Raw genomic sequence first — 24,537 nt, forward strand, 5'->3', positions numbered from 1 at the left:
GGCTAACGCAAACAACGAACAGTTAACAAAATTTACGATCGTCTAATTTCATTAAATTCGAGGGTGGCTTTCACTTCTTTTTGCAGCCAATTTAGTAAGACAATACAACGGCTTTCGCCATCAAGTTGTACTATTTCGGCCATAAAACCCTTGAACGGCCCGTAGGTTATTTCTACTTTTTCGCCCACTTGGGGCATAGCACTTTGTTGTGCTTTTTGTTGGGTGTCGGCGTTTATTTGGTGCATTTCTTGAATGAGTGCATCAGGAATTGTCGCAGGGGTTTCGCCAAAGGTTAACATTTTGGCCACGCCGAAGGTGCTGCGCACTTTGTGAAATTTGCCGGCGTAGTCGTCTAGGTTGGCGAATATATAGCCCGGGAATAACGGCTCGGTAACCGCGGTGCGCTTGCCTCGGCGTATTTTTTGCAGGGTAATTTCCGGCAAAAACGCTTCTATCTCCTGGTTCTCCAAGTTTTGGCGGGCACGGGTTTCTTGGCGTGGCTTGGTTCTTACTACGTACCAGGTCATTTTGGGGCCTCATTTTCGTTGCCCGGCGTTCTTTTCGTACGGGAAGCCGGGTGGTGACGCAGTCACCGTAAATGTTGAATTGAACAATAACGGCACGTTGTGCCACCCGGCGTATAACGCCGGGCTACATGCGTTTAATTATGGCGTCGGTGCTGGGGTCGAAGCTTTGTTGGCTGTGGCCGTCGATGGTTTTTAGAATATCGACGGCGCAATGCTTGCCTTTTTCGACGCCCGGCTGATCAAAGCTATTAATGCCCCAAATAACGCCTTGGGTGAACACTTTGTGCTCGTAGGCCGCAATGAGGGCGCCAAAGCTTTGCGGCGTTAGCTCATCTACGTACAGTAAGTTGGTTGGGTGGTGGCCCACGTATTCGTTGCGCGGGTCGTTCGGGCTTTTGAAGCCTTCCCACATGAGCTTACGATGCGCTAAGCAATTGCTCACAGCTAGGCGTTGCTGTTCTCTTAGGGCGTTTTGCACTTCTTTAGTGAAGCCCGGCGCTTGGCGGTGCAACACGGCAATAAAGTCGGCGGTGAATTTATCCCACCCTTGGTGCAAATGCTGGAAGAACGCGTGTTGGCCGTTCGGGCCAAAGCCACCCCAAATAATGGGGCCCGTTGGCGTGCTGAGCGCTTGGTTGTCGTGCGTGGCTTGCTTGCCGTTGCTTTCCATGTCCAGCTGCTGCATGTAGCTGGGCAGGTAACGTAAGCGGCCGTCGTACGGCAAAATTGCCAGATTGTTTATGTTGCGTTCTTGACGGTTGTACAGGCCAATGAGCGCGAGCGCTGTGGGTATGTTTTGCGTTGGGTCATCGGTTTGTACAAAGTGGTCGTCCATGGCTTTCGCGCCGTCGAGCATTTTGCTGAACTGGTTGCTGCCCACGGTAAGCGCAATGGGTAAGCCAATGGCGGACCACAAACTGAAGCGCCCGCCTACCGAGTCGGCAAAGCTAATTTGCTGCGCGGGCGGTATGCCGAAGTCGGTCATGGCTTGGTTGTTGGCGCTTACGCCTATAACGTGGTTTGCAAGCCATTGTTCTTGTGTGAGTTTTGGTTTTATCCACTCTTTTACGGTGGCGACGTTGGCCAGCGTATCGATAGTGCCGAAGCTTTTGCTGGCAATAATAAACAGCGTCGTTTCGGGGTCAATAATGGGCAGCACCGCGTACAGCTGGCCGCCGTCCATAGAGCTGACAAAGTGCGTGTTTAATTGGTGCAGCGGGTTGTCGTCGGCGAATTCTTTCAGCGCGAACGAGCCCATCATGGGGCCTAAGTCGCTGCCGCCCACGCCAATGTTGACGACATTTTGTATGGGTTTGCCGGTAGCGCCAAGCCATTTGCCGCTGCGTAGGGTTCGCACAATTTCGGTGAAACGGTTTTTGCCGTTGCCGGCTTTCACCACGTTATGAATGCTGCGGTTGAGCATGTGGCTAACGGTGCGGTTTTCGGTTTTGTTTTGGTATTCGCCTTTAGCCAGTTGCTGTTTGAGTTGTTGGAAGTTTTTTGGCAGCTTGGTGGCGGCGTATTTTTTTAGCTCTTCGGCGGTGAGGCCTTGGAAGCTGTAATCTAGGTTCAGAAAGTCCGTTTCTATGGTCTGCTGTGCTTGTGCTGGGGTGTTGTTGACCATGGGGTATTCTCCTTGTTCTAAAAGAGGGGAGAGGGGGGTGCAGACCCGGGTCCGGACCAAGGTCCGGACCCGGGTCTGCACCCTTCTCAACCACTAATCACTGCCGAATAAGTCGCGAGTATACACGCGGTCGGCAACGTCTTGTAGTTCTTCGGTGAGTCGGTTCGACACAATCAGGCAGCACGAGTTTTTAAATTCCTGCAGGTCGTTGATGACTTTCGAGTTGAAGAACGTTGGCTCTTGCAGCACGGGTTCGTACACAATCACCTCGACGCCCTTGGCTTTCAGGCGCTTCATAATGCCCTGCACGGCCGAGGCGCGGAAGTTGTCCGAGCCAGTTTTCATGACTAGGCGGTAAATGCCGACGCATTTCGGCTGACGCTTCAAAATGCTCTCCGCGACGAAATCTTTGCGGGTGCGGTTGGCGTCGACGATAGCCTGAATGAGCGTTTGCGGCACGTCTTCGTAGTTGGCCAACAGCTGCTTGGTGTCTTTCGGCAAGCAGTAGCCGCCGTAGCCGAAACTTGGGTTGTTGTAGTGCGAACCAATGCGCGGATCAAGGCACACGCCGTCGATAATTTGCTTGGCATTTAAGCCGTGCGTTTCGGCGTACGAGTCGAGTTCGTTAAAGTAGGCAACGCGCATGGCCAAATACGTATTGGCAAATAGCTTAATCGCTTCGGCTTCAGTTGAGTCGGTGAATAGCGTTTCGATGTCTTGTTTAATCGCGCCCTGCTGCAACAATTCAGCGAATTCTCTCGCTTGCTCGGTTTGTGCGCCCACAATGATGCGGCTTGGATACAAGTTGTCGTACAGCGCCCGGCCTTCTCTTAAGAACTCTGGCGAGAAGATAATGTTTTCGTCGTTATAGGCGTGCTGCAATGACTTGGTATAGCCCACTGGAATGGTCGACTTAATAACAATAGTGCAGGTTTTGTTCACCGCGCGTATGGCGGTGATGGCTTTTTCCACCGTGCTGGTGTTGAAATAATTGGTTTTCGGATCGTAGTCCGTTGGCGTCGCCACAATGACAAATTCGGCGTCTTTGTAAGCTTCTTCGGTGTTTGTGGTGGCCTTGAGGTTCAACCATTTGGTTTCTAGATACTCTTCGATTTCCTTATCGGCAATTGGCGACTTTCGCTTGTTGATAAGTTCTACTTTGGCTTCAACGATATCAACGGCGGTTACTTCGTTGTGCTGCGCCAAAAGTACGGCATTCGATAAGCCAACGTAACCGGTGCCCGCTACTGCAATTTTCATCGCGACCTCTTCCTTGTAGCTTTATTGTAATCTTTGGGATTTTGTTAATTTTTGTGTAAGTGGCGTATTGTATGAGGGACGGAGGCTTGGCGCAAGGGTTTGGGTGGATAAATGCGAGAGAGGGGTGCAGACCCTGGTCCGGACCATGGTCTGGACCAGGGGCCGCCCCCTCCTCAAGCATTAAAAATGCCAAGTGGCGCCAACGCGCGTGTAGCTGACGTCATCGCCCGCTGCGGTATAGCCGAGCAGGAGGCTGAACTCATTGTTGATGTAGTAGCGACCGGTAAGCGCGAACTCTTGGTCGTTTACGTCATCACCCATGTCGTAATGGCGCATGTTCGCGTCAACTTCGAACTGTTGGTTGAAGCGATGGCGAATGCCCATTTGCACGTTGTAGCCGTTGTCGTCGAATGACTCACTGCCAAAGCCGCTAATGTCGTACGTTGCTTTTGCATAGGCAAAACCGGCCGATAGATAAATGGCGGTGCCGTCTTGCTCGAAAATTTTGTAGCCAAGGTTGGCGTATAACTGCTGCACGTCAAGGTCGGCTTCAACGTAGGTAGCGCCAAAGTATTCGCCGTAGCTGTCGCCCACATCGAAATACTGCACTTCTGCGAATACTTGTTCGGTAACGTCGAAGCCGAAGTCGATGCCGAAGCCATTCAGTTTTTCGCCATCTAGGTCAACTTGGTGCACGGTACCTGACACGTAATTGAAGCTTGGTTGCGCGGTTTCTTGCGCTTGCGCTACGGATACAGAGCCTGCAGAAAAAGCTACTGCTGCTAACGCCATTGCAACTTTCGTTAGTTTTAACATTTAAGTTTCCTTACTGTTTTTTTTTGTTGGTATTAATGGCGGCGATTGTAATCTGCGGGGAGTTGCTGCGCAAGGGGCACGAGAGGGGGGAGAGAGGGGTGCAGACCCTGGTCCGGACCAGGGGCCGCCCCCTTTTCTACGGTTAAAACGGTTGATGCCAGCTAAGTACCCACAAGTCCAACCCGTCATTAGGCCGTTGAATGTCGGCTTGCGAATAATGGGCGTAGCCAAAGCTAAGGCGCGTGCCGGCATGCGTATCAAACTGCCAGCTCAGACCAATCCGGTCTTCAAATTGAAAAGCGATAGATAGCTCGCGATCGCTAATGCGCGTCTCATCAAACAATGACACGCCGATGCCGGCTTCCAAGAACAATTGTGGCGCGAGTGCCCATTGCAAAACCGGGCTGAAGGTTAGCGCGTTAATGCGTTCGCTCGAGCGTCGCGAGTTCACCCAACTGTTCACGGCTGCTTCCCAATGAACGCGTGGGCTTCCGATGGCCGCCAGCCACGACTGCGGCACGATAGTTGGGCCGTCGGTCCAGCGATACCCGGCTCGAAGCCCATTTAAATGCTCAGTGGAATAGCTCGCCGCCACATGCAGCTCGTTGGCTTTGGCCGTCGGGACATATATCGCACCAACGACAGCTGCAAAAAAGGTTAATCCGTATAAAAAGTTCGATAATTTCTTTAGATGCATACCGCTTACTTACACCTTTAACTACTCAGGGAAACGATGGCGATATTTTACATACATACACGAATGTATGTAAGTTTAAAGGCGTAGAGTTAAATCGATAGCAGGGTTCGATAAATTCGAAACTAAGGATGGGCGGGGGAGCGCGGTTCTTTGTTCTTGCTACACTTGTTGCGAGAGAGGGGTGCAGACCCGAGGCCGCCCCTGGTGCGCACCATGGTCTGGAGCTGGGTCTGCACCCCTCTCCTACCCACAATCTCAGTTACAAGGACCGTACTATGACCCGCAGAACTCGCTATTCTGGCGCTGATGTTAGTCAGCATATTTATGATCGTGGCAATAACCGTCAGCGTATTTTTATCGACGAACAAGATTACGCGCACTTCGCAGCGGCGATGTTTCGCTTCGCGAAAAAATTCGACATTGCTATTCATGCTTGGGCGCTCATGCCCAATCACTTTCACATATTGCTCACGCCGTCCAAACCCGACACGCTGCCGAGCTTCATGCAGTTTCTGAAGTCGACTTACACCACCTATTTCAATATGAAGAACAAGCGCACCGGTACGATTTGGGAGCAGCGTTACAAGCAACTTCTGGCTGACAATCAGGAGTATATTCTTGAATTATATCGATATATTGAGCTAAACCCGGTGCGCGCCCATCTCACGAAAGGTCCGCGCGGGTTCCACTGGACGAGCTACCACACCAACGCCATGGGCGTTCCTAGCGGCGGCCTTACTCCGCACCCGTACTATTTATTGCTGGGCACCGACGAGCACGAGCGCCAGAAAAATTATCGCGAATTTGTGCGCGCGGCATTCGGCAAAGAGCGTTCTTTCTACGAGGCGCAAGTCGCCATCTTGAAAACCGCAGCGGCTAGCATTGCCGTGTACGGCCCGGAAGAGTTCCACAAGAAAATATCGGAGCGCGTTACTTTTGCGCTGCCGCATTACCAGCGGTTGATGATTATGACTGAGCAGGCGGGTGGGTAGAGAGAGGGGTGCAGACCCTGGTCCGCACCATGGTCCGGACCAGGGGCCGCCCCCTACTCTCCTCTAAAACAGATTATGCGATCACATAAACCACAACCAAACCACACACTCATAACAAAAGATTTATTCGATCGCATAAATAAACTTGACCAAACCCTATACATTTTCTATTTTTATACTATCGCATAAAAAATGGCATTCATTATGATTCAAGTTACAAGCGCTAAAGAAATCGGAAAAATCGCAAGGAAAGTCAGAAAATTACAAAAAATGGATCAGCAAACAGCTGGTTCCGTGGCGAACTGCGGCTTAACTTTTGTCAGTCACTTTGAAAATGGCAAGCCGACTGTGCAGTTGGAAAAAGCGCTGCAAATGCTCGACGCATTGGGTGTGCGTGTTTACCTTGACGTGCCGCCGGAGAGTTAAGCCATGACCGAGCGCCGGTTAAATGTATTCATAAGTTCGACTCTTGTCGGCGAGCTGGTTGAAAATAAAGGGCTCTGGCTATTCAAGTATGCCGAAAATTGGCTGAACTCGCCGTACGCCTACCCGCTTGCTCCGTATCTACCGTTACGCAGCGCCCCCCATGTCGATACCGGAAGCTACCGGCCGGTGCAGTGGCTATTTGATAATTTACTTCCCGAGGAAGCGGCGCGGGTTTTGCTTGCACGCGACTTAAAGACTAGCACCGAAGATGCTTTTGCCATGTTAGAGGCTATTGGAGCGGAGTCGGCCGGCGCGCTATCCCTTCTCGCGCCTCAACAAAACCTCGCACCTGGCAAGTATGTGCCGCTATCGAATGACGAAATTAGTCGCCGGATTCGGAATTTACCGCGCATGCCCATGAACGATCGCTCACGCAAGCGTATGTCTCTAGCCGGTGCACAACATAAGATGTTGGTGGTGAGTTATCAAGATCAATTGTTTGAGCCGAGTGGCGATTATCCTTCGACACATATCCTAAAACCGGAACATTCGCAGCCCGATTTGTACCCATTCACGGTACGTAACGAGTTCTTCTGTATGCGGCTCGCTCGCTTGTGCGGCTTGGAAGTTCCCAATGTCGATATTGGTTATGTTCCTGAAGCTTATTACTTAGTTGAACGTTTCGACCGGGAAGGCGAGTTTCCTCAGCTTAGACGCCTTCATGTACTCGATGGCTGTCAAATGCTTGGGCTATCTGCCGGCGCCAAATATCGCTTAAGTACTGTGGATACTCTGGTAAAGCTGCAACATCTATGTCGCTCCAAAGCGAAAACGGCACTTCGATTATTTCGCTGGGTTTTGTTTAATTTTTATATTGGAAATGGCGATGCTCACCTTAAAAACCTGACATTTGTTTTTTCTCCTGATGGTGTGGAGCTAATGCCGCATTATGATTTCCTCTCAACACTTATTTACGAGCCATTAGGCCAACATTTAGACGCTGAACTTTCTCAGCCTCTAGGTAGCGCTCGTTATTTTGGGCAAGTAACCCTGCAAGATTTACTGGCAGTTGGGGAGGCGTTTGGTCTACGTGGTAACGTAGCTGCTAAAGAGATTTCGTTAATGGCTAAGCAAGTTAGTGTGCATAGTGCGTCATTAATTGATGAATATGCTTCATCTACGAACCATGTCGGCAAGTCTGGTGAGCTGCGTATGCTGCGACAGATTCAGCATTTGGCTGTTGGAGAGCTTACTGGGCTTGGGTGAGAGAGGGTGAGAGAGGGGTGCAGACCCTGGTCCGGACCAGGGGCCGCCCCCTCCTCTTCTTTAGTCTTGCTTGTGCAAATGCACATCCATTTGCGGATATGGAATACCAATATCGTTCTTATCTAGCGCAATTTTAATTTCGCGCATTAAGTCCCAGTACACGCCCCAATAATCGGTGCTTTTTACCCAAGGTCGTACAATAAAATCAACCGATGAGCTGTTCAAAGCATGCACCTGAATATTCCAAGCTGGGTCTTTTAACAAACGGCTTTCTGCGGCCAGCACGCTCTCCAGCACTTCTTTGGTTTTATGCAAGTCGGCATCGTATGACACGCCAATGAGCAGATCGACGCGACGCGTATCTTCTCGGTTGTAGTTAGTAATTGGCGAGCCGGTAATTTGCGCGTTCGGCACAAATACCACTTTGTTGTCTGGGGTTTTCAAAATCGTTTGGAAAATATTCACTTCTTGCACTGTGCCGGATACGCCGCCGGCGTCGACATATTCTCCAGCGCGGAATGGGCGGAACAAAATAATCAACACGCCCGACGCCATATTTGAGAGTGAGCCTTGCAACGACAAGCCAATAGCCAAACCGGCAGCACCTAAAATGGCGATAAACGAGGTGGTTTCAACACCTACTTGCGACAACGCCATCAGTACAGCGGCGATGAAAATCACGCTACGAACAATGGCGCCCAAAAAGCTGATCACCGCTTTGTCGGTGCCGCGTTTTTCCATGCCTTTGCCCATAATTTTGGCAACTGAGTTCGCCACAATTTTACCCACAATCAATATGATAATGGCGACAACGAACTTGACCGTATAGCTGAGAATCAAATCTTGGTTCTCGCTAATCCATGACATTACCTGTTCCATAAGTACTCCTTTTTACCATTTGAAATTGTAGCGGCCCTGCGCGTCTGGCTTTCCTAAGAAAACAAGCACGTCGGTGACCGGCTTTGGTGTTTGCAATGTTGGCTTAATGCTGCCATTGACACTTACTTGAGGCGCAGTTATCCGCCCATTCACTTGTGCGTTTAAACGTAAACCGACCAGGTTATTATCGTCGATATTCGCGTTAATGCCATTCTGCGGGTTGCACGTTAACTCGGTTTTATAGTCGCCGAGTTGATGCCACTGGTGGTTCAGACGCATTTCTGTACGGCTTGTTGCAAAGGTGCCTTCTAGCGTATCGCAGAACTTTCCACTTTGAAAATCAGATACTTGGTAATTTGCAATGTTAAGCTCAAAGTCACCAGCCATGGTGATGGGTACGGGTATTTGCAATTGTTGGATCGCCGGCTGCATGGCGCCTTTCAAGTTTGCTTGCAATTTGGCTTGGCTACTCGACGCCATTATCGTTGCCTCACCATAGATATAATTTGACGACGGAATTTTTAGTGCGACATTGGCTTCACCGGTGAATAACTGCCACGGGCTGAGCTGCCACGTCACATTATGCAGGCTCAGCGTACCGCCCGTTGGCAGCGTCGCGTGAATGCTCGCTTCGCCTTGCCAGATGGTGCCGCTTACGGAAGAGAGGGGTGCAGACCCTGGTCCGCCCCAGGGGCCGCCCCCTTCTCCTACAAACCAAAACACCAGCCGCGCCGGCGCCATCACAACCAGCGCCACCAAGTACAACGGAATTAACCACAGCAACCAACGCCAAGACATCATTCGCTCACCTGCAATCGGCGCACGCGAACCACACCTGCTGCGTCACCTTCTGTCGCATCAACATGAGTGACCGTCAACCCGGCGTGGCTTTGCAAGTTTTCCACAAACTGCAGCAATGTATTAAAAGGAACTTGGTCAATCACCACCAATAAACCATCCGATTGTGGTTGCATGCGGCTAAGCTCAATCTTCGCGGAAGCGGCCAAACGAGTCACACGCTCGGTGACGCTGCCCGGCATTTGCGCAGAATTATCAGCCTTTGCGCCCGCACTTTTTTGCGCCAAATAGGCACCTGTGTTCTCGCGCACCCATTGCAGTAATTCTTGCTGCGCTTCAATTTTACTTTCACGCTCGCTAATACCGTCGGTAATTGGTTTCCACATTATGAAGTAAATCAATGTGATAACTAACAACACCGCAGCCACACTCACAAGCATACGCTCGCGGCTGTTCATCTGATTTATGCGCGCCTCGAGCCCCGGCACGTTATGTAATAATTTTTGCATGAGCGTTGCCATAGCTTAAGAGTCCTTCTTCACGGTAAGTGCGCCACTGACTGCGCCCGCTTGGTTATTCACAGGCCCTTGCTCCACAGTAATAGAGCCAGATTGATTTGCAACTTTACGAAAGTTCTCTAAGCTCGCGAAACTATTAGCTTTAACCTGCATTTTTAGCGTATCGGCTTCATAGCGGAGTAACTGAAGTCTGACATCTCGGTTGGCTTTAAACGCACTCTCAAGTTCAGACATTAACGCCAACATAGAGGCCTTCTCGCTACCCTCTAAACCCAAACTGTCCATGTGCTGGTTCAACTGTGCACGCACGTTCACAATACGTTTTTCGTTGGGAAACGCTTCTTTATACGTATCTACAATGGCTTGTTCTAGCTGCTCAGACTGCTGACCAAGTTGAACGTATTCAAACACTTGGGTTGCATATGCAACGGCGAACAAAATGCCTGCGGCAATGGCTGCCGGTTTAAAACTTGCCGCCGAGCTCTGGCCTTTGCGTTTTTTACGCTGCGAACGATATTGGTGCTGACGCAAATTGATGCGCGCTGGCTGTGCATAACTATTATACGCTTGCGCAACGATGCTTAGCGGCATCTCAATGTCGGTTTCTTCCACACGCTGTAAGTTTAAGTCTTGCGCCATCACGTCTAGCAAGCTTGCGTCGGTGCTAAATCCGCTATACGCGCCGGTACGCACTACGACGGTATCGCCGAGGGTAAGTGCGAGAGAGGGGTGCAGACCCTGGTCCGGACCCTGGTCTGGACCTTGCTCTGCACCAGGGGCCGCCCCCTCCTCTGCCACAGGAAGCATGAACACATCCGGATATATCTCATCGCAATTAATGTCTGCGTCATCAAGCGCTTGCAACCACTGCTGCATAGCTTCGTGCGCTACCACCGCAACAGGAACCGCAACGCTATCTGCCGATTTCTTAACCGGCGGCCACGCAAAATGTAACTCACTGATATCTTGAGCCAATTCGTCTTCGAGTGAATTGGGAATTACCTGCGCGAGCATGCGCAACGCACTTTTAGGCAACTGCACGCTGGTCAATAAAACATCAGTGCCGGGCGCGAAACAAACCACCTCACGGCTTCGAGCATGGTCGGTCAATGCGCCGATCTCGGACAAATCTTTCAGTGTTCCGCTAGCAATTAATTCCGCCTGAGCCGGGCTCCAAATCAGCCAGTGCAGCGGCTCTTGCGGCTGCGAACTCAGGCGAATGAATAACTGTTCCATATTCTTCTCTCTTTTATTGTGCTCGTGCACATTTTACGGCGCGGCGTTCGCTCTAAACAGCACTTTAGCTTCTTCTTTAGTAATAAGAAACTGGCTCTGAGCAGCAATGACTAAATCGCCGTACCCAATTTTTGCATTCAGTTGGAAATACTTACTTTTCACGTCTAAATCGTCAAGCGCGCCACCAATAGTTTCGGCGGTAACCCCTTCAGGAATAATGCCTCCACCAAAATTCGGCACTGGCCCCTGAGCGGCTGCGCTACTAAGTTCACCGTTATTTCGGGCGTCATCCAAACTCTCATACCCTTCACCTCGACGGGTATTCAAAAACTGCTGTGCCTCGTCTTCGGCGAGCGCGCCAAGCGTAACTGCATACAGCAATTCTGGCTGCTCTTTGGCAACTGTATTCACGTTAATTTTTAGCGAATTGTCGCGCGGAATCACGCAAACGTAATCCTTAACGTCATTGAAAATCTTCGCTGTCACGCCCCGAATTAAGCGTAATTCGCTCACGTGTGTCAGCCAAGTATTGGCGGCACCATGGGGAAACAACAGGCTCTGATAGTCGACCGACTCAGCGCCGTAATTGCCATCAATATTGTCATCTTGATCAAGCCAATCGGCCAACGAGTCAACAATAACATCTGCTGTGTACGGCTCGATATCATCATCGCCGACGCTCAGAAGTAGCATGCGCAGCTGAGCTTTGCGCCGCTCTCGCAGCGAAGAGGGGGGTGCAGACCCTGGTCCGGACCCGGGGCCGCCCCCCTCTCTCAAAGAGTTCAGATTGAAGCAGCTGTGCAAGTCTTGAATGCCACCTTGAATGGCGCCGCCGTCCACCGGGTAAATATTGCCGCTTTCGCTTTGCTGGTACCACATTTGTTGCTGGTGGGCGACGCCGTCGCTTTCGCTAAGCTCGGTTTGTAGCAGTTCGCGCACAATTTCTTCGGCGCTAAGCCAATACCAATACGCCTGTTCTGCCTGTTGAAAATTCGCGGTACGCAGCACGGTGGTTTGTAAGCGCCCACTTAATGTCACGGCCATAACTGACACTAGAGCGACAACAAGCAGAACCATCAATAATGCAACTCCTCGCTGCTTCCTGATACTGACATTTAAGCTGCGGCTGGCGTTGTGACACCGATTACGGCTGTCCATTTGAACCTCCGTCACTTGGTGCATCTGTCGATGACTCGGCTGGAGCTTCGGCCGGAGCTTCTGCGTAGTCCCCACCATTTAGCAAGAATACGCGGGTAATTTCGCCCCAACGCTTGGTTTGCAGCCGAAGCTCTAGCGCGTCGGGTATAACAGTGGGGGGCGGCCCCTGGTCCGGACCAGGGTCTGCACCCCTCTCTGCACCAGGGTCTGCACCCCTCTCGCGCGCCAAAAAGCGCACGCTAAACCCTTCAACACCTTCCAACAAAACGCGGGTTTGCGGCTCGCTCGCCGAGGTGACGTCGACAAAGTAAAAGTGTTCGCGCACTAAGTTGCCGTCGCGCAACAAATAGGCCACGGGTTGTAATTCGCTGCGCGGGAAAAGGCCCTGTGGATTAAACCAGCCACCGCGCACGAAGCCTAAGCGTTCGTTGTCGTAAAACACAAACCGCCCGGTAACGTTTTCGCGCGGCACAATTTGGCGAATATCTTGCTCCATCACAAGCATGGCGTACTGTAATTTTTGTAACTGCGCGATGGCCTCTTCGCTTTGCTCACTTGTACGCATTATCGCGTTGATAACTGCCGCAGAGGCTAGGCCGATCACGGCCATGATGACGACGGTGACTAGTACTTCTACTAGGGTGAAGGCGCGGGATTTGCCTCGCTGCGCTGACGGGCGATAACCTCGCTGCGCTGACGGGCGATAACCTCGCTGCGCTCGTCCCGGCGTGGAACGCCGGGCTACGGTGGTACGTGGGTGCATTAGTTTGCTCCCAAGTAGCGGCTGAGGACGACTAGGGCGCCGCTGTCGTCGGTTGGCATATTGGCCGTGTCGTACACGCGTATGGTCACGTAAAACACGTCTTGGGTTTGGGTTTCGAGTACTTCTGCGCGCCAATGCCATTGCTTGCCGCCGACGGTTTCCACGCCGGTGTCGTTGTTTTCCGGCGGATATTCAAGGCTGATACGTGCGAGTGCGTTGGCGCCGGCATATTGGGCCAGCGACTTGTCTTGCATGTAATTTAGGTTGTTCAAATGCTGGCTGGTGGCGGCCACGGCGGCAAGGGCGGCCATGGCGAAAATGCCTAGGGCGAACATGACTTCGACTAAGGTGAAGCCGCTGGATTGGCCTCGCTGCGCTCGTCCCGGCGTGGAACGCCGGGCTACGGGCGTCAGGCGTCGGGAGGCGGTGGCATGTGTCATAAATCACCTCGGCTGAGGGTGATGTCGATGCCGTTTTCGCTTGCAATTTTCCATTCGGTGCCGGCGCGCAGTGCAAAATCGTCGCGTAAAGTTATTGTGAATGGTGCGAGATCGCCACTGCCGAAAATAAACAATTGTGGTGTGGGTTGGCTTTTTAATTTTGCGCGATCGCCGGCATCCTCAGCCCCATCCTCGTCGTCCGAATCCCGGCCGGTAAACTCGCGCTCATCCACCTTAAACACTTCGTCAATATCCGTATCGTCTTGTTCTAACAGGGCTAAATCGGCAGTTTCAATATCCAACGACACCTGTTCATCAAGCGCGGTACGGCGCAAACCGCGGTAGTTCAGCTCTTGCCAGCGGCCATCGGTAAATTGCAAAAAGCGGTAGCTGGTGCCGTTGTCGTCCACACGTAGGCCTAATATCGCACTGCGAACGAGGGCGAATTCGCGTGCATAATTGATGCGTTCATACAGCACGCGGGCGCTTTCTTGCACGCTGTCGTCGCGCTGGTCGGGCACCACAAAGCTGACGGTGAGCGCAAGCATGCCGATCACCGCCATGGTGACCATGACTTCGACTAGGGTGAAGCCTCTTGCGCGAGGCAAACTGGCTGCACGGTTAGCTGGCTGACTGGTATGAGTCATGGATAACGGCCTTCGGCCACCCGTCGTGGAACGACGGGCTACTCGATGTTCCAGTTGCCGATGTCGTCGTCAGTGCCTGGTTGACCGTCAGGGCCGGCTGAGAAAATGTCGATGTCGCCATTTTCGCCAGGGCTAAGAAGTAAGTATTCACTACCCCACGGATCGGCTGGCAAGCGCTGAATGTAGCCGCCGCGACGATAATTGCGTGGGCTTGGCTGCACGTTTGGCTCTTGCACCAAAGCTTCAAGGCCTTGCTCGGTGGTTGGGAATACGCCGTTATCAAGGCGATACTGCGCCAATGCGTTCTCCAGCGCGATGATGTCGGTGCGCGCTTTTTGGCGGTTGGCTTGGTCGGCCGAGCCTAACACGTTTGGCAAAATTAATGATGCAAGTAAGCCGAGAATGGCGATAACAACCATCACCTCGATAAGACTAAAACCTGTTTGCTTTTTCATGTTTACGACCTCTTTGTTCACTTCGCGCCGCTTACAGTCCGACGCTTTGGTTTAATTGCAATATAGGTTGAATAATTGCCAACACAATAAGCATGACCACACCGGCCATGACCACAATTAGAGCTGGCTCGAATATTTTTAGCGCCACGTTCATGGTGGTTTCGAAGTCGCGATCTTGGTTGTCGGCCGCGCGACCCAGCAATTGCTCGAGTTCGCCCGACTTTTCACCGGCGGCAATCATGTGCAACATCATGGGCGGGAATAATTTCGTTTGCGCTAACGCCGCACGCAGCGATGAGCCTTCGCGTACACGGTCGCATGCTTCTTCCACCGCAATTTGCATGGCGCGGTTGCTCAGCACGCGGCCGGTAATACGTAAACCGTCAAGCAGCGGCACCGCTGAAGCCGACAAAATACTTAGGGTGCGCGCGAATCGCGCAGTGTTGACGCCCTTAATCACGCGCCCAAATAATGGCACTTTCAATACAAAGGCATCAAATTTATCGCGCCGCTCTGGCTTACGCAATAATTGCCCACCAACCACAAGGCCGAGCAAAATTGCTACCAGGGCATATATGCCATAATTTTGTAGGACTTCGCTTACAGCCAACAAGAACGTCGTGGTGGGTGGCAGTGTTTGGTCTAAGCCACTGAATTGCTCCACAATTTGTGGCACCACACTCACTAGCAAGAAGATGATTACGCCAATGGCGACCAAGGTCAAAATGGACGGATAAACCAGCGCCTGAATAAGTTGACCTTTGAGGCGATTGCGCTGCTCGGTGTAATCCGCCAACCTGTTGAGAACTTCGTCCAAATGGCCTGAGCGTTCGCCGGCAGCCACCATAGCGGTGAATAACTTGTCGAACACGTGCGGATATTCAGCCATGGCTTCGGCCAACGAATAGCCTTCGACTACTTTTGAGCGCACCGCCATGATTAATTTTTGCAGGCGCGGCTTGTCAGTTTGTTCCGACACCGCGAACAAAGCCTGCTCAATGGGTAGCGCCGCGCTGACTAGCGTCGCTAGCTGGCGGGTGATCAAGGCCAAATCGGCAGCGCCCACGCCGCGTGTTTGCAGCCGCCGCATAAACGTAGAGAGGGGTGCAGACCCTGGTCCGGACCCTGCTCTGGACCCTGGTGCGGACCGGGGGCCGCCCCCTTCTTCCGCCAGCTCAACGCTAACCGGAATCAGCCCTTGCTCGCGCAGTTGCGCGCGCACTTGCCGCTCGGTATCGGCTTCAATAACGCCTTTGGTTTTGCGGCCGCTGGCGTTCAGCGCTTGAAATGCGTAGGCTGCCACGATTTACTCCTCGCGCGTTACGCGCAAAACTTCTTCCAACGTGGTTTTGCCCGCTAAAACTTTGGCTAATCCGTCGTCACGAATTGACGGCTGGTGCTGGCGTACATATTTCTCAATGGCTTGCTCGCCATGGCCGTTGTGGATAAGTTCGCGCACGCGCTCGTCCACCACCAATAATTCGTGAATACCGGTACGACCGCGATAGCCCGTGTGGTTGCAATTTTCGCAGCCCACCGCACGGTACAAGGTCGCACCGCCAGCCACGTCACCGTCGGCTACATAAGCCAATTCTTCGGCGCTCGCTTGGTACGGCTGTTTGCAGTCGTCACATAGCGTGCGCACCAAGCGCTGGGCCAGTACGGCTAACAAAGATGACGACAGCAAAAACGGCTCTACGCCCATATCTTCTAAGCGCGTAATGGCGCCGGCGGCGGTGTTGGTGTGCAATGTGGATAACACCAAGTGCCCGGTTAACGAGGCCTGCACGCCAATTTGCGCGGTTTCCACGTCGCGAATCTCACCCACCATGACCACATCGGGGTCTTGACGCAATATCGCACGTAAACCCCGGGCGAATGTCATGTTCACTTTCGGGTTCACTTGCGTTTGGCCGATGCCCTCAATGGTGAATTCAATAGGGTCTTCCACCGTCAATATGTTGCGGTCGCGCGAGTTAATTTCCATCAGGCCTGCGTACAAGGTGGTTGATTTACCAGAGCCTGTCGGGCCGGTGACCAAAATAATGCCGTGCGGCTTTTTAATAAGCTGCGAGAATACCTTGCGGTTAGCTTCGGTCATACCAAGCTGTTCGAGATTTAGCCGTGCATTGTTTTTGTCGAGCAGTCGCAGTACCACCCGTTCGCCGTGGCTAGACGGCATGGTTGAAACCCGCACGTCTACCGCGCGGCCGGCTATTAGTAAGCTGATACGGCCGTCTTGCGGTACGCGTTTTTCGGCAATGTCTAGCTGCGCCATTACTTTAATGCGCGACACCAGCAACGAGCTGAGTTTGCGATTCGGGCGAATGACTTCGCGCAGCACGCCGTCAATGCGAAACCGCACCAATAATTCTTTTTCGAAGGTTTCAATGTGAATATCCGACGCGCCTTCTTTGATGGCCTCGGACAGCATGGCATTGATAAGTTTGATAATTGGCGCGTCGTCTTCGCTTTCCAACAAGTCTTCGGTTTGCGGCAGTTCGTCGGCCAGCGAGAATAAGTTGCTCTCGTTGCCAATGTCTTCCATCAGCTGTTTTGCTTCGGACGAGTCGCGCTGGTAAGCCTGCGTTAAAATAGCTTCAAATTCTTCGGCGCTGTGCTGTTGCAACGCAAATGGCGCGCCTAACACGCGGCGCACTTCAAGCAATGTCTGCGGCGTTACGCCTTCGCGCGCATGCACCGTCGCGGTAGTAGAGAGGGGTGCAGACCCTGGTCCGGACCCTGGTCTGGACCCTGGTGCGGACCCGGGGCCGCCCCGCTCTCCACTAGCGTCAGCAACCACTACGCCGTGGCGCTTCGCAAAGGCGAACGGCAAACGGCGCGGCGCCACTTGCGCCACTACCTCTGCAACTTTGTTCGCTTCAGCAGCAGAGCTCATAGCTGCTGCGTTTGTATCAGTCATTGCCACCACCGTGATTTCCGCGGCCTGCGCGAGAGGTCGAACGAGGGTCCAGACCAGGGTCTGCACCCCCCTCCGAACCAGGGGCCGCCCCCTCCTCTCGCAAATACTCTTCAAAAGAAGGCGGCAAAGTCAGCGGCCCATCCCACTCCGGTACCACCGGCTGATCGGTGAATGGCATTAAAGAAATACCGTCTTCTTGTTGCTTCAATTGCTCAGCGCGAATGTAGTTGTATTTGCGCGACGAAATTTGCCCAGCGGTAGCGCCATCGCGCACTATGCGCGGACGCAAAAACACCATCAAGTTTCGCTTTTGACGCGACGTAGAAGTGCTCTTAAACAAGTGCCCCAAAAACGGAATGTCGCCCAGCAACGGTACTTTCGATACCGACTCTTGCACGTCTTCGTCAATTAAGCCGCCCAGCACAATGGTTTCGCCGTCGTCGGCCATCACCACAGTTTTTAGCTCGCGCTTATTAATGGTGATATCCACCGAGGTCGCACCGCTAATGCTCGACACCTCTTGCTCAATCACCAACTGCACACCGTCGCCTTCGTTAATTTGCGGTGTTACTTTTAGCTTAATACCCACGTCTTCGCGCTGTACGGTCTGGAACGGGTTGTCGTTATTCGAGCCAGTGGTTGAACCGGTAATGGTTGGCACCGACTGCCCCACCAAGAACTGCGCTTCTTCGTTGTCCAGCGTCATAATGGAAGGCGTGGCCAAAATATTCGAGTTCGTGTTGGTGGTCACCGCCTGCAAAATAGCGCCCCAATCGTTTTTCACCACCCCAATCATCATGCCGTTTACGTTCTGCAGCACCTGCGCCAATAGCGACACATCGCCTGGTTTGTCCGGCTCAGTGGTGGTCACCACGTTGCCGTCAACAATGGTGGTGGTTTCACGGCCTGGCTGCTCGCGCGCCAAGTATGCGCCCGCCGCTACTTGCCCAATTGGCGCCTGACGGCCGTTGTTGTATTGCACCATGCCTCCGTCTTCGCTAATCCATTGCAAGCCAAAATCGACGCCATCGCCTTCCATAATTTCCACGATAATCGCTTCAACATGCACCTGCGCACGGCGAATATCCAACTGCCGGATAACCCCTTCAAGGCTCGTCAGCAAATCTGGCTGCGCGGTAATAACCAATGAGTTCGACGAGTCATGAGCGCTAATGCTAATGGCCGCGCCAGAAGCCGTCGAACGACGCCCTGGGGCGCCTGCAGCACTTGCCGCGCCGGCCTCTTTCTCGGCTTGCAAGCTTTGGCTAACGCCTTGTAAAACATCAACTAACTCAGCCGCTTTGGCGTATTTCAAGTAATAAACACGAGTGTTACCCTCGGTTTTTAAGTCTTGGTCCAGCTGATTCACCAACCGCACTACCCGCTCACGGGCGCGCGGCTCACCGCTGACCACCACACTGTTTGTGCGCTCATCGGCGACAATTTTTGGAATTAACAAAGCCGGCGTGCCGTCGTTAGCTTTTTCGAACAAGCTCAGCGCAATGCGCACCACTTCAGCCGCAGATGCGTATTCCAACTTGATCACGTCAACGTCTTGGTTACCTGCGCGGTCTACCCGCTCAATAATTTCTACCAAGCGCTGCACAGTTTCGCTGCGGCCGGTAATCATAATTACGTTCGACGGGTCATAGCTCACCACGTTGCCGCCGCCGCTTTGGTCGTTCAGCAAACGCAGCAATGGCGCCAGCTCGCGCACACTGACATTCGACACCGGCACCACGCGGGTGACCAAGGTATCGCCACCTAGTGAATTGTCGTCCACCACTGGAATCGCGCCGTTGCGCGCGTCTTTATCGCGCATAACTTTAATCACGCCCGACTCCATTTCGACCGTGGCAAAACCGTAAACGTCTAAAACGTTTAAGAAAAACTGCCAATATTGCGACTCGGTCATCACGTCGTAGCTACGCACGTCAATGCGCCCGCGCACGTCTGGGTCGATGATCATGGTGCGGCCCAAATTACGCCCAACCACCTGAATAAACTCAGTAATATCGGTGTTTTTGAAGCTGGCCGCGTATTCCACCGCCTGCTCGTTCGAAGCTTGAGCCGACGCAGCCTTTGAATTGAGGCCCTGGCGCGATTGCTGGGCGCTCACGTCGCTAAGCGTACCGGCTAGCGAGGCGCCTAAGGTTAATGCAATCGCGAGAGTTGTTTTACGCATACTTATTCCTCTAGATCGCGAATATCTAGTCGCAAATCAGTGTATTGATTATTACGCTCGACAGTAATTGTCGCCTCGGTCATGGAGCCAAGATCGCGCATTAATTTCATCGCCGTGCTAACACGGGTAAGGTCTTCGCCGTTAATGGCCACGGCTAAGTCGCCGTCACGAAAGCCGGCTTTATTGAATAGTTCAGGGTTTGCACCTGGGCTCAAGCGATATCCGGCCAAGCCGTTGCCCGAGCGTACTGGAGTAATCTTCACATGCTGCAGCAGGTTATCTGCCACTTCGCGCACTTCTGGGCTAGCATTTTCGAGCACTTCACTGCCACTAGCACCGCCGTTGCCAGCACCAGCACCGCCAGCCCCCGCAGAACCAGCACCCGCATCAACCGCCCGCGCCGACCGCGATACGCCGTCCGAGCCAGAACCAGAACCCGAGCCAGAACCCGCACCGCGCGAGTTCGCCATCGTCAACGACAAACCTTCGCTTAGCTCACCAATACCCTCAAGCTCTAGCGTTTCTAACCGACCGTTGTTATCCAAAATAACCCTATCGGCATAAATTTCTTTAATAACCACCTGCGTACCGTTGAGCTTCTCGCCCATGACGTACACTTCTTGCTGGCCGCTGCGCTCAATAATTGCCGCCGAACGCTCCGGCACATTTGAAGCCGACACACCCAGCAACCGGATATTCAACGACGTTTTTGGCGCATTGCTTGCCGCAACTTGAGAAACCGGCGGCGTACCAAATAAATCTAAAGCAATGAGAGACTGTGCTGAAGCCTGCCGCTCGCTCTGCGTCGCGGACACACTTAAAGGCCCGCTCGCCACCGGCGTGGCTGGGGTAATGACTTGCCAAGTTAGCTGCGCGCCAAACCAGACCGCGGCAACCGCACACACTGCGGTAACCAAATAGTTGACGTGCGTGTTCTGTATCTGCATGAGCTATTTACTGCGCTTACTAATAGTTATAATTTTGTGACAATAGCGTCGTTTGGACATTCTAGCTTTACTATACACAAGTGAACAGATCAAATTCGAGGATTCTGGTATAATGCATACAATTTTTTACAATCATATTGCAGAAGCCGTACGCTATGACCAAACCTGAACTGAAAAACTACCCTCACGACCAATTATTACGCTACACATTTTTAGAACAAGACGTGCGCGGCGAATTGGTGCAATTGAGCAGCAGCTACCAGCGCATGATTCTAGGACACAACTATCCCGCGCCAGTTCAACGCTTATTAGGCGAATTAATGGCAGCCACCTCGCTGCTTACCGCAACCCTGAAATTTGAAGGCCATATTTCCATTCAAATTCAAGGCGACGGCCCAGTGAATTTCATCGCCGTAAACGGCTCGCACCACCAAGAATTACGCGGCATTGCCCGCGTACGCGAAGAAATCTCCGACGACCAAAACGACTTACGCACCCTCATGGGCCCCAAAGCCGTATTAGTCATCACCCTCACCCCACTAGAAGGCGAGCGCTACCAAGGCGTAGTCAGCGGCCAAGGCGATAGTATTGCCAAGATTATCGAAGAATACTTCATGCAATCTGAGCAATTGCGTACAAGAATTTGGTTACATGCAGACGGCGAACACGCCGCGGGTATGCTGTTACAGGTTATGCCTGCAGCCGGCACCACGCTTGAAGCGTTCGAGCATTTAGAACATTTAACCGACACCATTAGTGCGGTGGAGTTGTTTACGCTACCGGGCGAGCAAGTGCTGCACCGCCTGTACCACGAAGAGCACGTGGAGCTATACCCAGCCCAGCCCGTGTCGTTCAAGTGCGGCTGCTCGCGCGAAGGCACCTTGGAAGCCATGGCCTCAGTGTCGCCCGAAGAACTGCGCGAGATTCTCGCCGAAGAAGGCGCCATTGTCATGACCTGCGACTACTGCCAAACCGAATACCGCTTCACCGAAGCCGACCTGTAGCCCGGCGTTCTACGCCGGGTCGGCGCAGCCGGTTAATCTACCATCGTTGTAGCCCGGCGTTCTACGCCGGGTCGGCGCAGCCGGTTAATCTATTCCACATCACCGAAACTTAAATAATTACGGTGCTACGCACCCCCGGCGTAAAACGCCGGGCTACATTGGTGCTACGCACCCCCGGCGTAGAACGCCGGGCTACGTTAGTCACACCGCGACGCCGTAAGCCAATCTCCGACAAATATATAAGGTCGCCAAAATTCCCGTAGTGCACGACACTTACGCCATGAGAAACGTTCGCAGATATTTCGAGCGCGGGTATTACTTTTTCACCGTATGCACCTACCGCCGCCAACCCGTACTAACACGGCCCGATGTCATGGCGGCGCTGCGGAATGCCGTGCGTGAAACAATGAAAACACACCCATTCGAAATAGAGGCGTGGACAGTGATGCCGGATCACATTCATTGCGTGCTAATTATTAAAGACGACTACGTACCATTACGTTGGGGCAAAATCAAAGCGTTAACCACCAAAGCGTTGCCGGAATTTTCATCTAGATCGAAACGTAATGCTAAAAACAGTAAAGCTCGAGAAATGCATGGCTATGGAAAATTATGGCAGCACAGCTATTGGGAACATGAAATTCGCAATGAACGCGAATACATGATGTACATATTGTACTGCTGCTTTAATCCGGTGAAGCATGGTTACGTGACCAATGCATGTGACTGGCCCTTTTCGACGTTAAACCGCTATCTAAGCAATGGAAAATACCCAGAAGACTGGAAATACATTACACCGGCGTGGCTTGACGATAACTTTAGTGACTATAAAGAGTAACTACAACGAGACTAAATTATCGATTTTTAAATCGAATTAACTCTCGGCGTTCCTTTTTGTCGGGTTTGTGGTCTGGGTGCGGGTTGTACAACGCATTCATTTTACGAAGCTCAACTTCTTTTTCTCGGCGTGCGGCTGAGTCTGCGGTTTCGCGGTAAAGCTCTTGCGCTAATGGCGCGCTTAAGCGGTTTTCGCTTAAGCCTAATACTTCAACTTCATAGATGTCGTGCCCGCGCGGCGCCTTCACAATCTGCCCTACGGTAATAGTTTTGGAAGGTTTGCAGCGCTGGCCGTCAACGGAAACTTTACCCGCTTGCACGACTTGCCGCGCAAGTGAACGCGTTTTGTAAAAACGAGCGGCCCACAGCCATTTATCGATTCGTATTGGTTCCATGTTAGCATTTTACACCAGTAACAGCGGGGTGCGCCAGCCGTGTAGCCCGGCGTTTTACGCCGGGTGGTGCGTAGCACCGTAATTATTTACGTTTCGGTGATGTGGAATAGATTAACCGGCTGCGCCGACCCGGCGTAGAACGCCGGGCTACTTGCGCTTCAAATATTTCATTAGGCGCTTGCGCTTGCGGGTTTGCGAGAGCGTGAGCGAGTTTTTGCGGCCGGCGTATGGGTTGACCGATTCGCGGAATTCAATCTTGATGGGCGTGCCCATAACGCCAAGCGACTTGCGGAAATAGTTCATCAAGTAGCGCTTGTACGAGCCCGGTAGTGATTCTACTTGGTTGCCGTGAATAATAATTCGTGGCGGGTTATAGCCACCGGCGTGGGCGTATTTGAGCTTCACGCGGCGTCCGCTCACCAACGGCGGCTGGTGGTCTTCTACTGCGGTTTCCAAAATGCGGGTTAACTTGGCGGTGCCGACGCGCGCCGACGCTGAGGCGTAGGCTTCGAGTACGGATTCGAACAGGTTTCCTACGCCGCTGCCGTGCAGCGCTGAGATAAAGTGCAAGCGGGCAAAGTCCACAAAGCCTAAGCGACGGTCAAGTTCGCGCTTGATTTCTTCGCGGTGGTCGTGCGACAGCCCGTCCCATTTGTTCACGGCAATCACAATAGAGCGGCCGGCATTCAAAGCAAAGCCTATTAAATTCAAATCTTGGTCGGACACGGTTTCGCGGGCGTCAATCACGGCGATAACCACGTTTGCGTCTTCAATGGCTTGCAGTGTTTTGATGACTGAGAATTTCTCAATAGACTCGTCAATGCGGCCACGGCGGCGCACACCGGCGGTGTCGATCAAAATGTACTGGCGGCCGTCGCGTTCCATCGGAATGTACACCGAGTCGCGGGTGGTGCCTGGCATGTCATACACCACCACGCGTTCTTCGCCGAGTATACGGTTGGTTAGTGTGGACTTACCGACGTTCGGGCGGCCGACAATGGCGAGCTTCAGGGGTAGCGTGTCGTAGTCGATTTCGTCATGCGAGCGGTCGCCCAGCTGGCCAATAATATTGCCTTCGTGGTCGATGATATTGCCATCGGCGTCTACCACATTGCCGTTTATGTCGTACACGTTGCCGTCGGCGTCGGGTTCGACGATTTCGCCTTCGGCATTGACTAGATTACCTTCGGCGTCCAGATTAACGACTTCGTCACCCGTCGTAGAACGACGGGCTACGACACCTGGATACTCATCAACAAGTGGGTCGAAGCATTCTTGCAACAACTGCTCCACGCCACGGCCATGGGCGGCCGCAATGCCGTGCACGTCGCCAAGACCGAGTTCGAAGAAATCAGCGCGGGCGGCGTTGCTATCAATGCCGTCAATTTTGTTGGCAACCACGTAGGCTTTTTTGCCTAGGCGGCGCAGGTGGGTGGCGATGCCCATGTCGGCGGCGGTGATGCCGTCGCGGGCGTCGACCATGAATAAGACGACGTCGGCTTCGTCGATGGCGCGCAGTGACTGCGCGGCCATTTCGGCGTCGATGCCTTCTTCGTCTCCGTGCACACCGGCGGTGTCGATGACAATAAACTGGTAACCGTCGTAGTTGGCCTGGCCGTACTTACGATCTCGGGTTAAGCCGGGAAAGTCTGCAACCAAGGCGTCCCGGGTACGGGTAAGCCGATTAAATAGGGTTGATTTGCCCACGTTGGGGCGCCCGACCAGGGCAACTACGGGTAACATA

At 52.8% G+C, this 24,537-nt stretch carries 25 protein-coding genes; 5 read left to right on the forward strand and 20 right to left on the reverse strand.

The features are described 5' to 3' along the window. Positions 1-32: 32 nt before the first annotated feature. From rfaH to ASC40_RS07375, 5 genes are all read right to left on the reverse strand, one after another. The gene (rfaH, locus tag ASC40_RS07355; RefSeq protein WP_055439157.1) at positions 33-527 is read right to left on the reverse strand and encodes a transcription/translation regulatory transformer protein RfaH; all 495 of its coding nucleotides are present in this window, start codon (positions 525-527) and stop codon (positions 33-35) included. A 124-nt stretch (positions 528-651) separates the two neighbouring features. After that, entirely contained in the window at positions 652-2,151 is a 1,500-nt protein-coding gene (gene pgi, locus ASC40_RS07360) for a glucose-6-phosphate isomerase (protein ID WP_055439158.1), read from the reverse strand. 93 nt (positions 2,152-2,244) lie between these two features. After that, a complete protein-coding gene (locus ASC40_RS07365) occupies positions 2,245-3,411 on the reverse strand; it encodes a nucleotide sugar dehydrogenase (RefSeq protein WP_055439159.1) in 1,167 nt (388 codons plus the stop codon). Between the two features lie 180 nt (positions 3,412-3,591). After that, positions 3,592-4,227, reverse strand: coding sequence for a porin family protein (locus ASC40_RS07370; RefSeq protein WP_055439160.1), 636 nt, complete (start codon positions 4,225-4,227; stop codon positions 3,592-3,594). Between the two features lie 142 nt (positions 4,228-4,369). Then, the gene (locus tag ASC40_RS07375; RefSeq protein WP_055439161.1) at positions 4,370-4,924 is read right to left on the reverse strand and encodes an acyloxyacyl hydrolase; all 555 of its coding nucleotides are present in this window, start codon (positions 4,922-4,924) and stop codon (positions 4,370-4,372) included. 275 nt (positions 4,925-5,199) lie between these two features. On the opposite strand from ASC40_RS07375, the gene ASC40_RS07380 reads away from it, so the two are divergent. The 3 genes from ASC40_RS07380 to ASC40_RS07390 all read left to right on the forward strand — a co-directional run bounded on the left by ASC40_RS07380 (position 5,200) and on the right by ASC40_RS07390 (position 7,608). Next, positions 5,200-5,916, forward strand: a complete 717-nt coding sequence (locus ASC40_RS07380; RefSeq protein ID WP_055439162.1) for a transposase — start codon at positions 5,200-5,202, stop codon at positions 5,914-5,916. Positions 5,917-6,120: 204 nt separating this feature from the next. Beyond that, on the forward strand, positions 6,121-6,342 hold the full coding sequence (locus ASC40_RS07385) for a helix-turn-helix domain-containing protein (protein ID WP_281175482.1): 222 nt from the start codon (positions 6,121-6,123) through the stop codon (positions 6,340-6,342). Positions 6,343-6,345: 3 nt separating this feature from the next. Continuing rightward, positions 6,346-7,608 carry a HipA domain-containing protein gene (locus ASC40_RS07390; RefSeq protein WP_055439163.1) on the forward strand — a complete coding sequence of 421 codons (1,263 nt, stop codon included), beginning with the start codon at positions 6,346-6,348 and terminating at the stop codon, positions 7,606-7,608. Positions 7,609-7,668: 60 nt separating this feature from the next. Here ASC40_RS07390 and ASC40_RS07395 read toward each other — a convergent pair whose 3' ends face one another. Genes ASC40_RS07395 through gspC form a run of 13 tightly spaced genes read right to left on the reverse strand, consistent with a single transcriptional unit; the run spans position 7,669 to position 20,557 of the window. Further along, a complete protein-coding gene (locus tag ASC40_RS07395; protein ID WP_055439164.1) occupies positions 7,669-8,487 on the reverse strand; it encodes a mechanosensitive ion channel domain-containing protein in 819 nt (272 codons plus the stop codon). A gap of 12 nt (positions 8,488-8,499) precedes the next feature. Continuing rightward, complete coding sequence (locus tag ASC40_RS07400; protein ID WP_055439165.1) at positions 8,500-9,288, reverse strand: type II secretion system protein N; 789 nt, start codon at positions 9,286-9,288, stop codon at positions 8,500-8,502. After that, positions 9,285-9,794 (reverse strand): type II secretion system protein GspM, encoded by a 510-nt coding sequence (gene gspM / locus ASC40_RS07405; protein WP_072243422.1) that lies wholly within the window; start codon positions 9,792-9,794, stop codon positions 9,285-9,287. The genes ASC40_RS07400 and gspM overlap by 4 nt, the downstream gene beginning before the upstream one ends. A 15-nt stretch (positions 9,795-9,809) precedes the next feature. Continuing rightward, entirely contained in the window at positions 9,810-11,039 is a 1,230-nt protein-coding gene (gspL, locus tag ASC40_RS07410; RefSeq protein WP_055439167.1) for a type II secretion system protein GspL, read from the reverse strand. Between the two features lie 33 nt (positions 11,040-11,072). Continuing rightward, the gene (gene gspK / locus ASC40_RS07415; protein ID WP_082432504.1) at positions 11,073-12,275 is read right to left on the reverse strand and encodes a type II secretion system minor pseudopilin GspK; all 1,203 of its coding nucleotides are present in this window, start codon (positions 12,273-12,275) and stop codon (positions 11,073-11,075) included. Next, entirely contained in the window at positions 12,184-12,960 is a 777-nt protein-coding gene (gene gspJ / locus ASC40_RS07420) for a type II secretion system minor pseudopilin GspJ (RefSeq protein ID WP_055439169.1), read from the reverse strand. Before gspJ ends, gspK begins: the two co-directional genes overlap by 92 nt. Next, complete coding sequence (gene gspI, locus ASC40_RS07425) at positions 12,960-13,400, reverse strand: type II secretion system minor pseudopilin GspI (RefSeq protein ID WP_082432506.1); 441 nt, start codon at positions 13,398-13,400, stop codon at positions 12,960-12,962. Before gspI ends, gspJ begins: the two co-directional genes overlap by 1 nt. Next, positions 13,397-14,047, reverse strand: coding sequence for a pilus assembly FimT family protein (locus tag ASC40_RS07430; protein WP_055439171.1), 651 nt, complete (start codon positions 14,045-14,047; stop codon positions 13,397-13,399). The genes gspI and ASC40_RS07430 overlap by 4 nt, the downstream gene beginning before the upstream one ends. A gap of 38 nt (positions 14,048-14,085) precedes the next feature. Continuing rightward, positions 14,086-14,502 (reverse strand): type II secretion system major pseudopilin GspG, encoded by a 417-nt coding sequence (gene gspG, locus ASC40_RS07435; protein ID WP_055439172.1) that lies wholly within the window; start codon positions 14,500-14,502, stop codon positions 14,086-14,088. 31 nt (positions 14,503-14,533) lie between these two features. Continuing rightward, complete coding sequence (gspF, locus tag ASC40_RS07440) at positions 14,534-15,805, reverse strand: type II secretion system inner membrane protein GspF (protein ID WP_055439173.1); 1,272 nt, start codon at positions 15,803-15,805, stop codon at positions 14,534-14,536. A gap of 3 nt (positions 15,806-15,808) precedes the next feature. Then, positions 15,809-17,401, reverse strand: a complete 1,593-nt coding sequence (gspE, locus tag ASC40_RS07445) for a type II secretion system ATPase GspE (RefSeq protein ID WP_055439368.1) — start codon at positions 17,399-17,401, stop codon at positions 15,809-15,811. Positions 17,402-17,417: 16 nt separating this feature from the next. Continuing rightward, on the reverse strand, positions 17,418-19,610 hold the full coding sequence (gene gspD / locus ASC40_RS07450) for a type II secretion system secretin GspD (protein WP_082432508.1): 2,193 nt from the start codon (positions 19,608-19,610) through the stop codon (positions 17,418-17,420). Between the two features lie 2 nt (positions 19,611-19,612). Beyond that, complete coding sequence (gene gspC / locus ASC40_RS07455; RefSeq protein WP_055439174.1) at positions 19,613-20,557, reverse strand: type II secretion system protein GspC; 945 nt, start codon at positions 20,555-20,557, stop codon at positions 19,613-19,615. Between the two features lie 155 nt (positions 20,558-20,712). Here gspC and hslO point away from each other — a divergent pair, with 155 nt between their 5' ends. Further along, positions 20,713-21,561, forward strand: coding sequence for an Hsp33 family molecular chaperone HslO (hslO, locus tag ASC40_RS07460; RefSeq protein WP_055439175.1), 849 nt, complete (start codon positions 20,713-20,715; stop codon positions 21,559-21,561). A gap of 280 nt (positions 21,562-21,841) precedes the next feature. Continuing rightward, positions 21,842-22,399 carry an REP-associated tyrosine transposase gene (locus ASC40_RS07465; RefSeq protein ID WP_072243415.1) on the forward strand — a complete coding sequence of 186 codons (558 nt, stop codon included), beginning with the start codon at positions 21,842-21,844 and terminating at the stop codon, positions 22,397-22,399. A 16-nt stretch (positions 22,400-22,415) separates the two neighbouring features. Here ASC40_RS07465 and ASC40_RS07470 read toward each other — a convergent pair whose 3' ends face one another. Continuing rightward, positions 22,416-22,793, reverse strand: a complete 378-nt coding sequence (locus ASC40_RS07470; protein ID WP_055439176.1) for an RNA-binding S4 domain-containing protein — start codon at positions 22,791-22,793, stop codon at positions 22,416-22,418. 147 nt (positions 22,794-22,940) lie between these two features. Then, positions 22,941-24,536, reverse strand: coding sequence for a ribosome biogenesis GTPase Der (gene der, locus ASC40_RS07475; protein ID WP_055439177.1), 1,596 nt, complete (start codon positions 24,534-24,536; stop codon positions 22,941-22,943). Position 24,537 lies beyond the last annotated feature (1 nt).

Origin of the sequence: Pseudidiomarina woesei (assembly GCF_001418345.1) — a bacterium.
In the GTDB taxonomy this organism is placed as follows: Bacteria; Pseudomonadota; Gammaproteobacteria; order Enterobacterales; family Alteromonadaceae; genus Pseudidiomarina; species Pseudidiomarina woesei.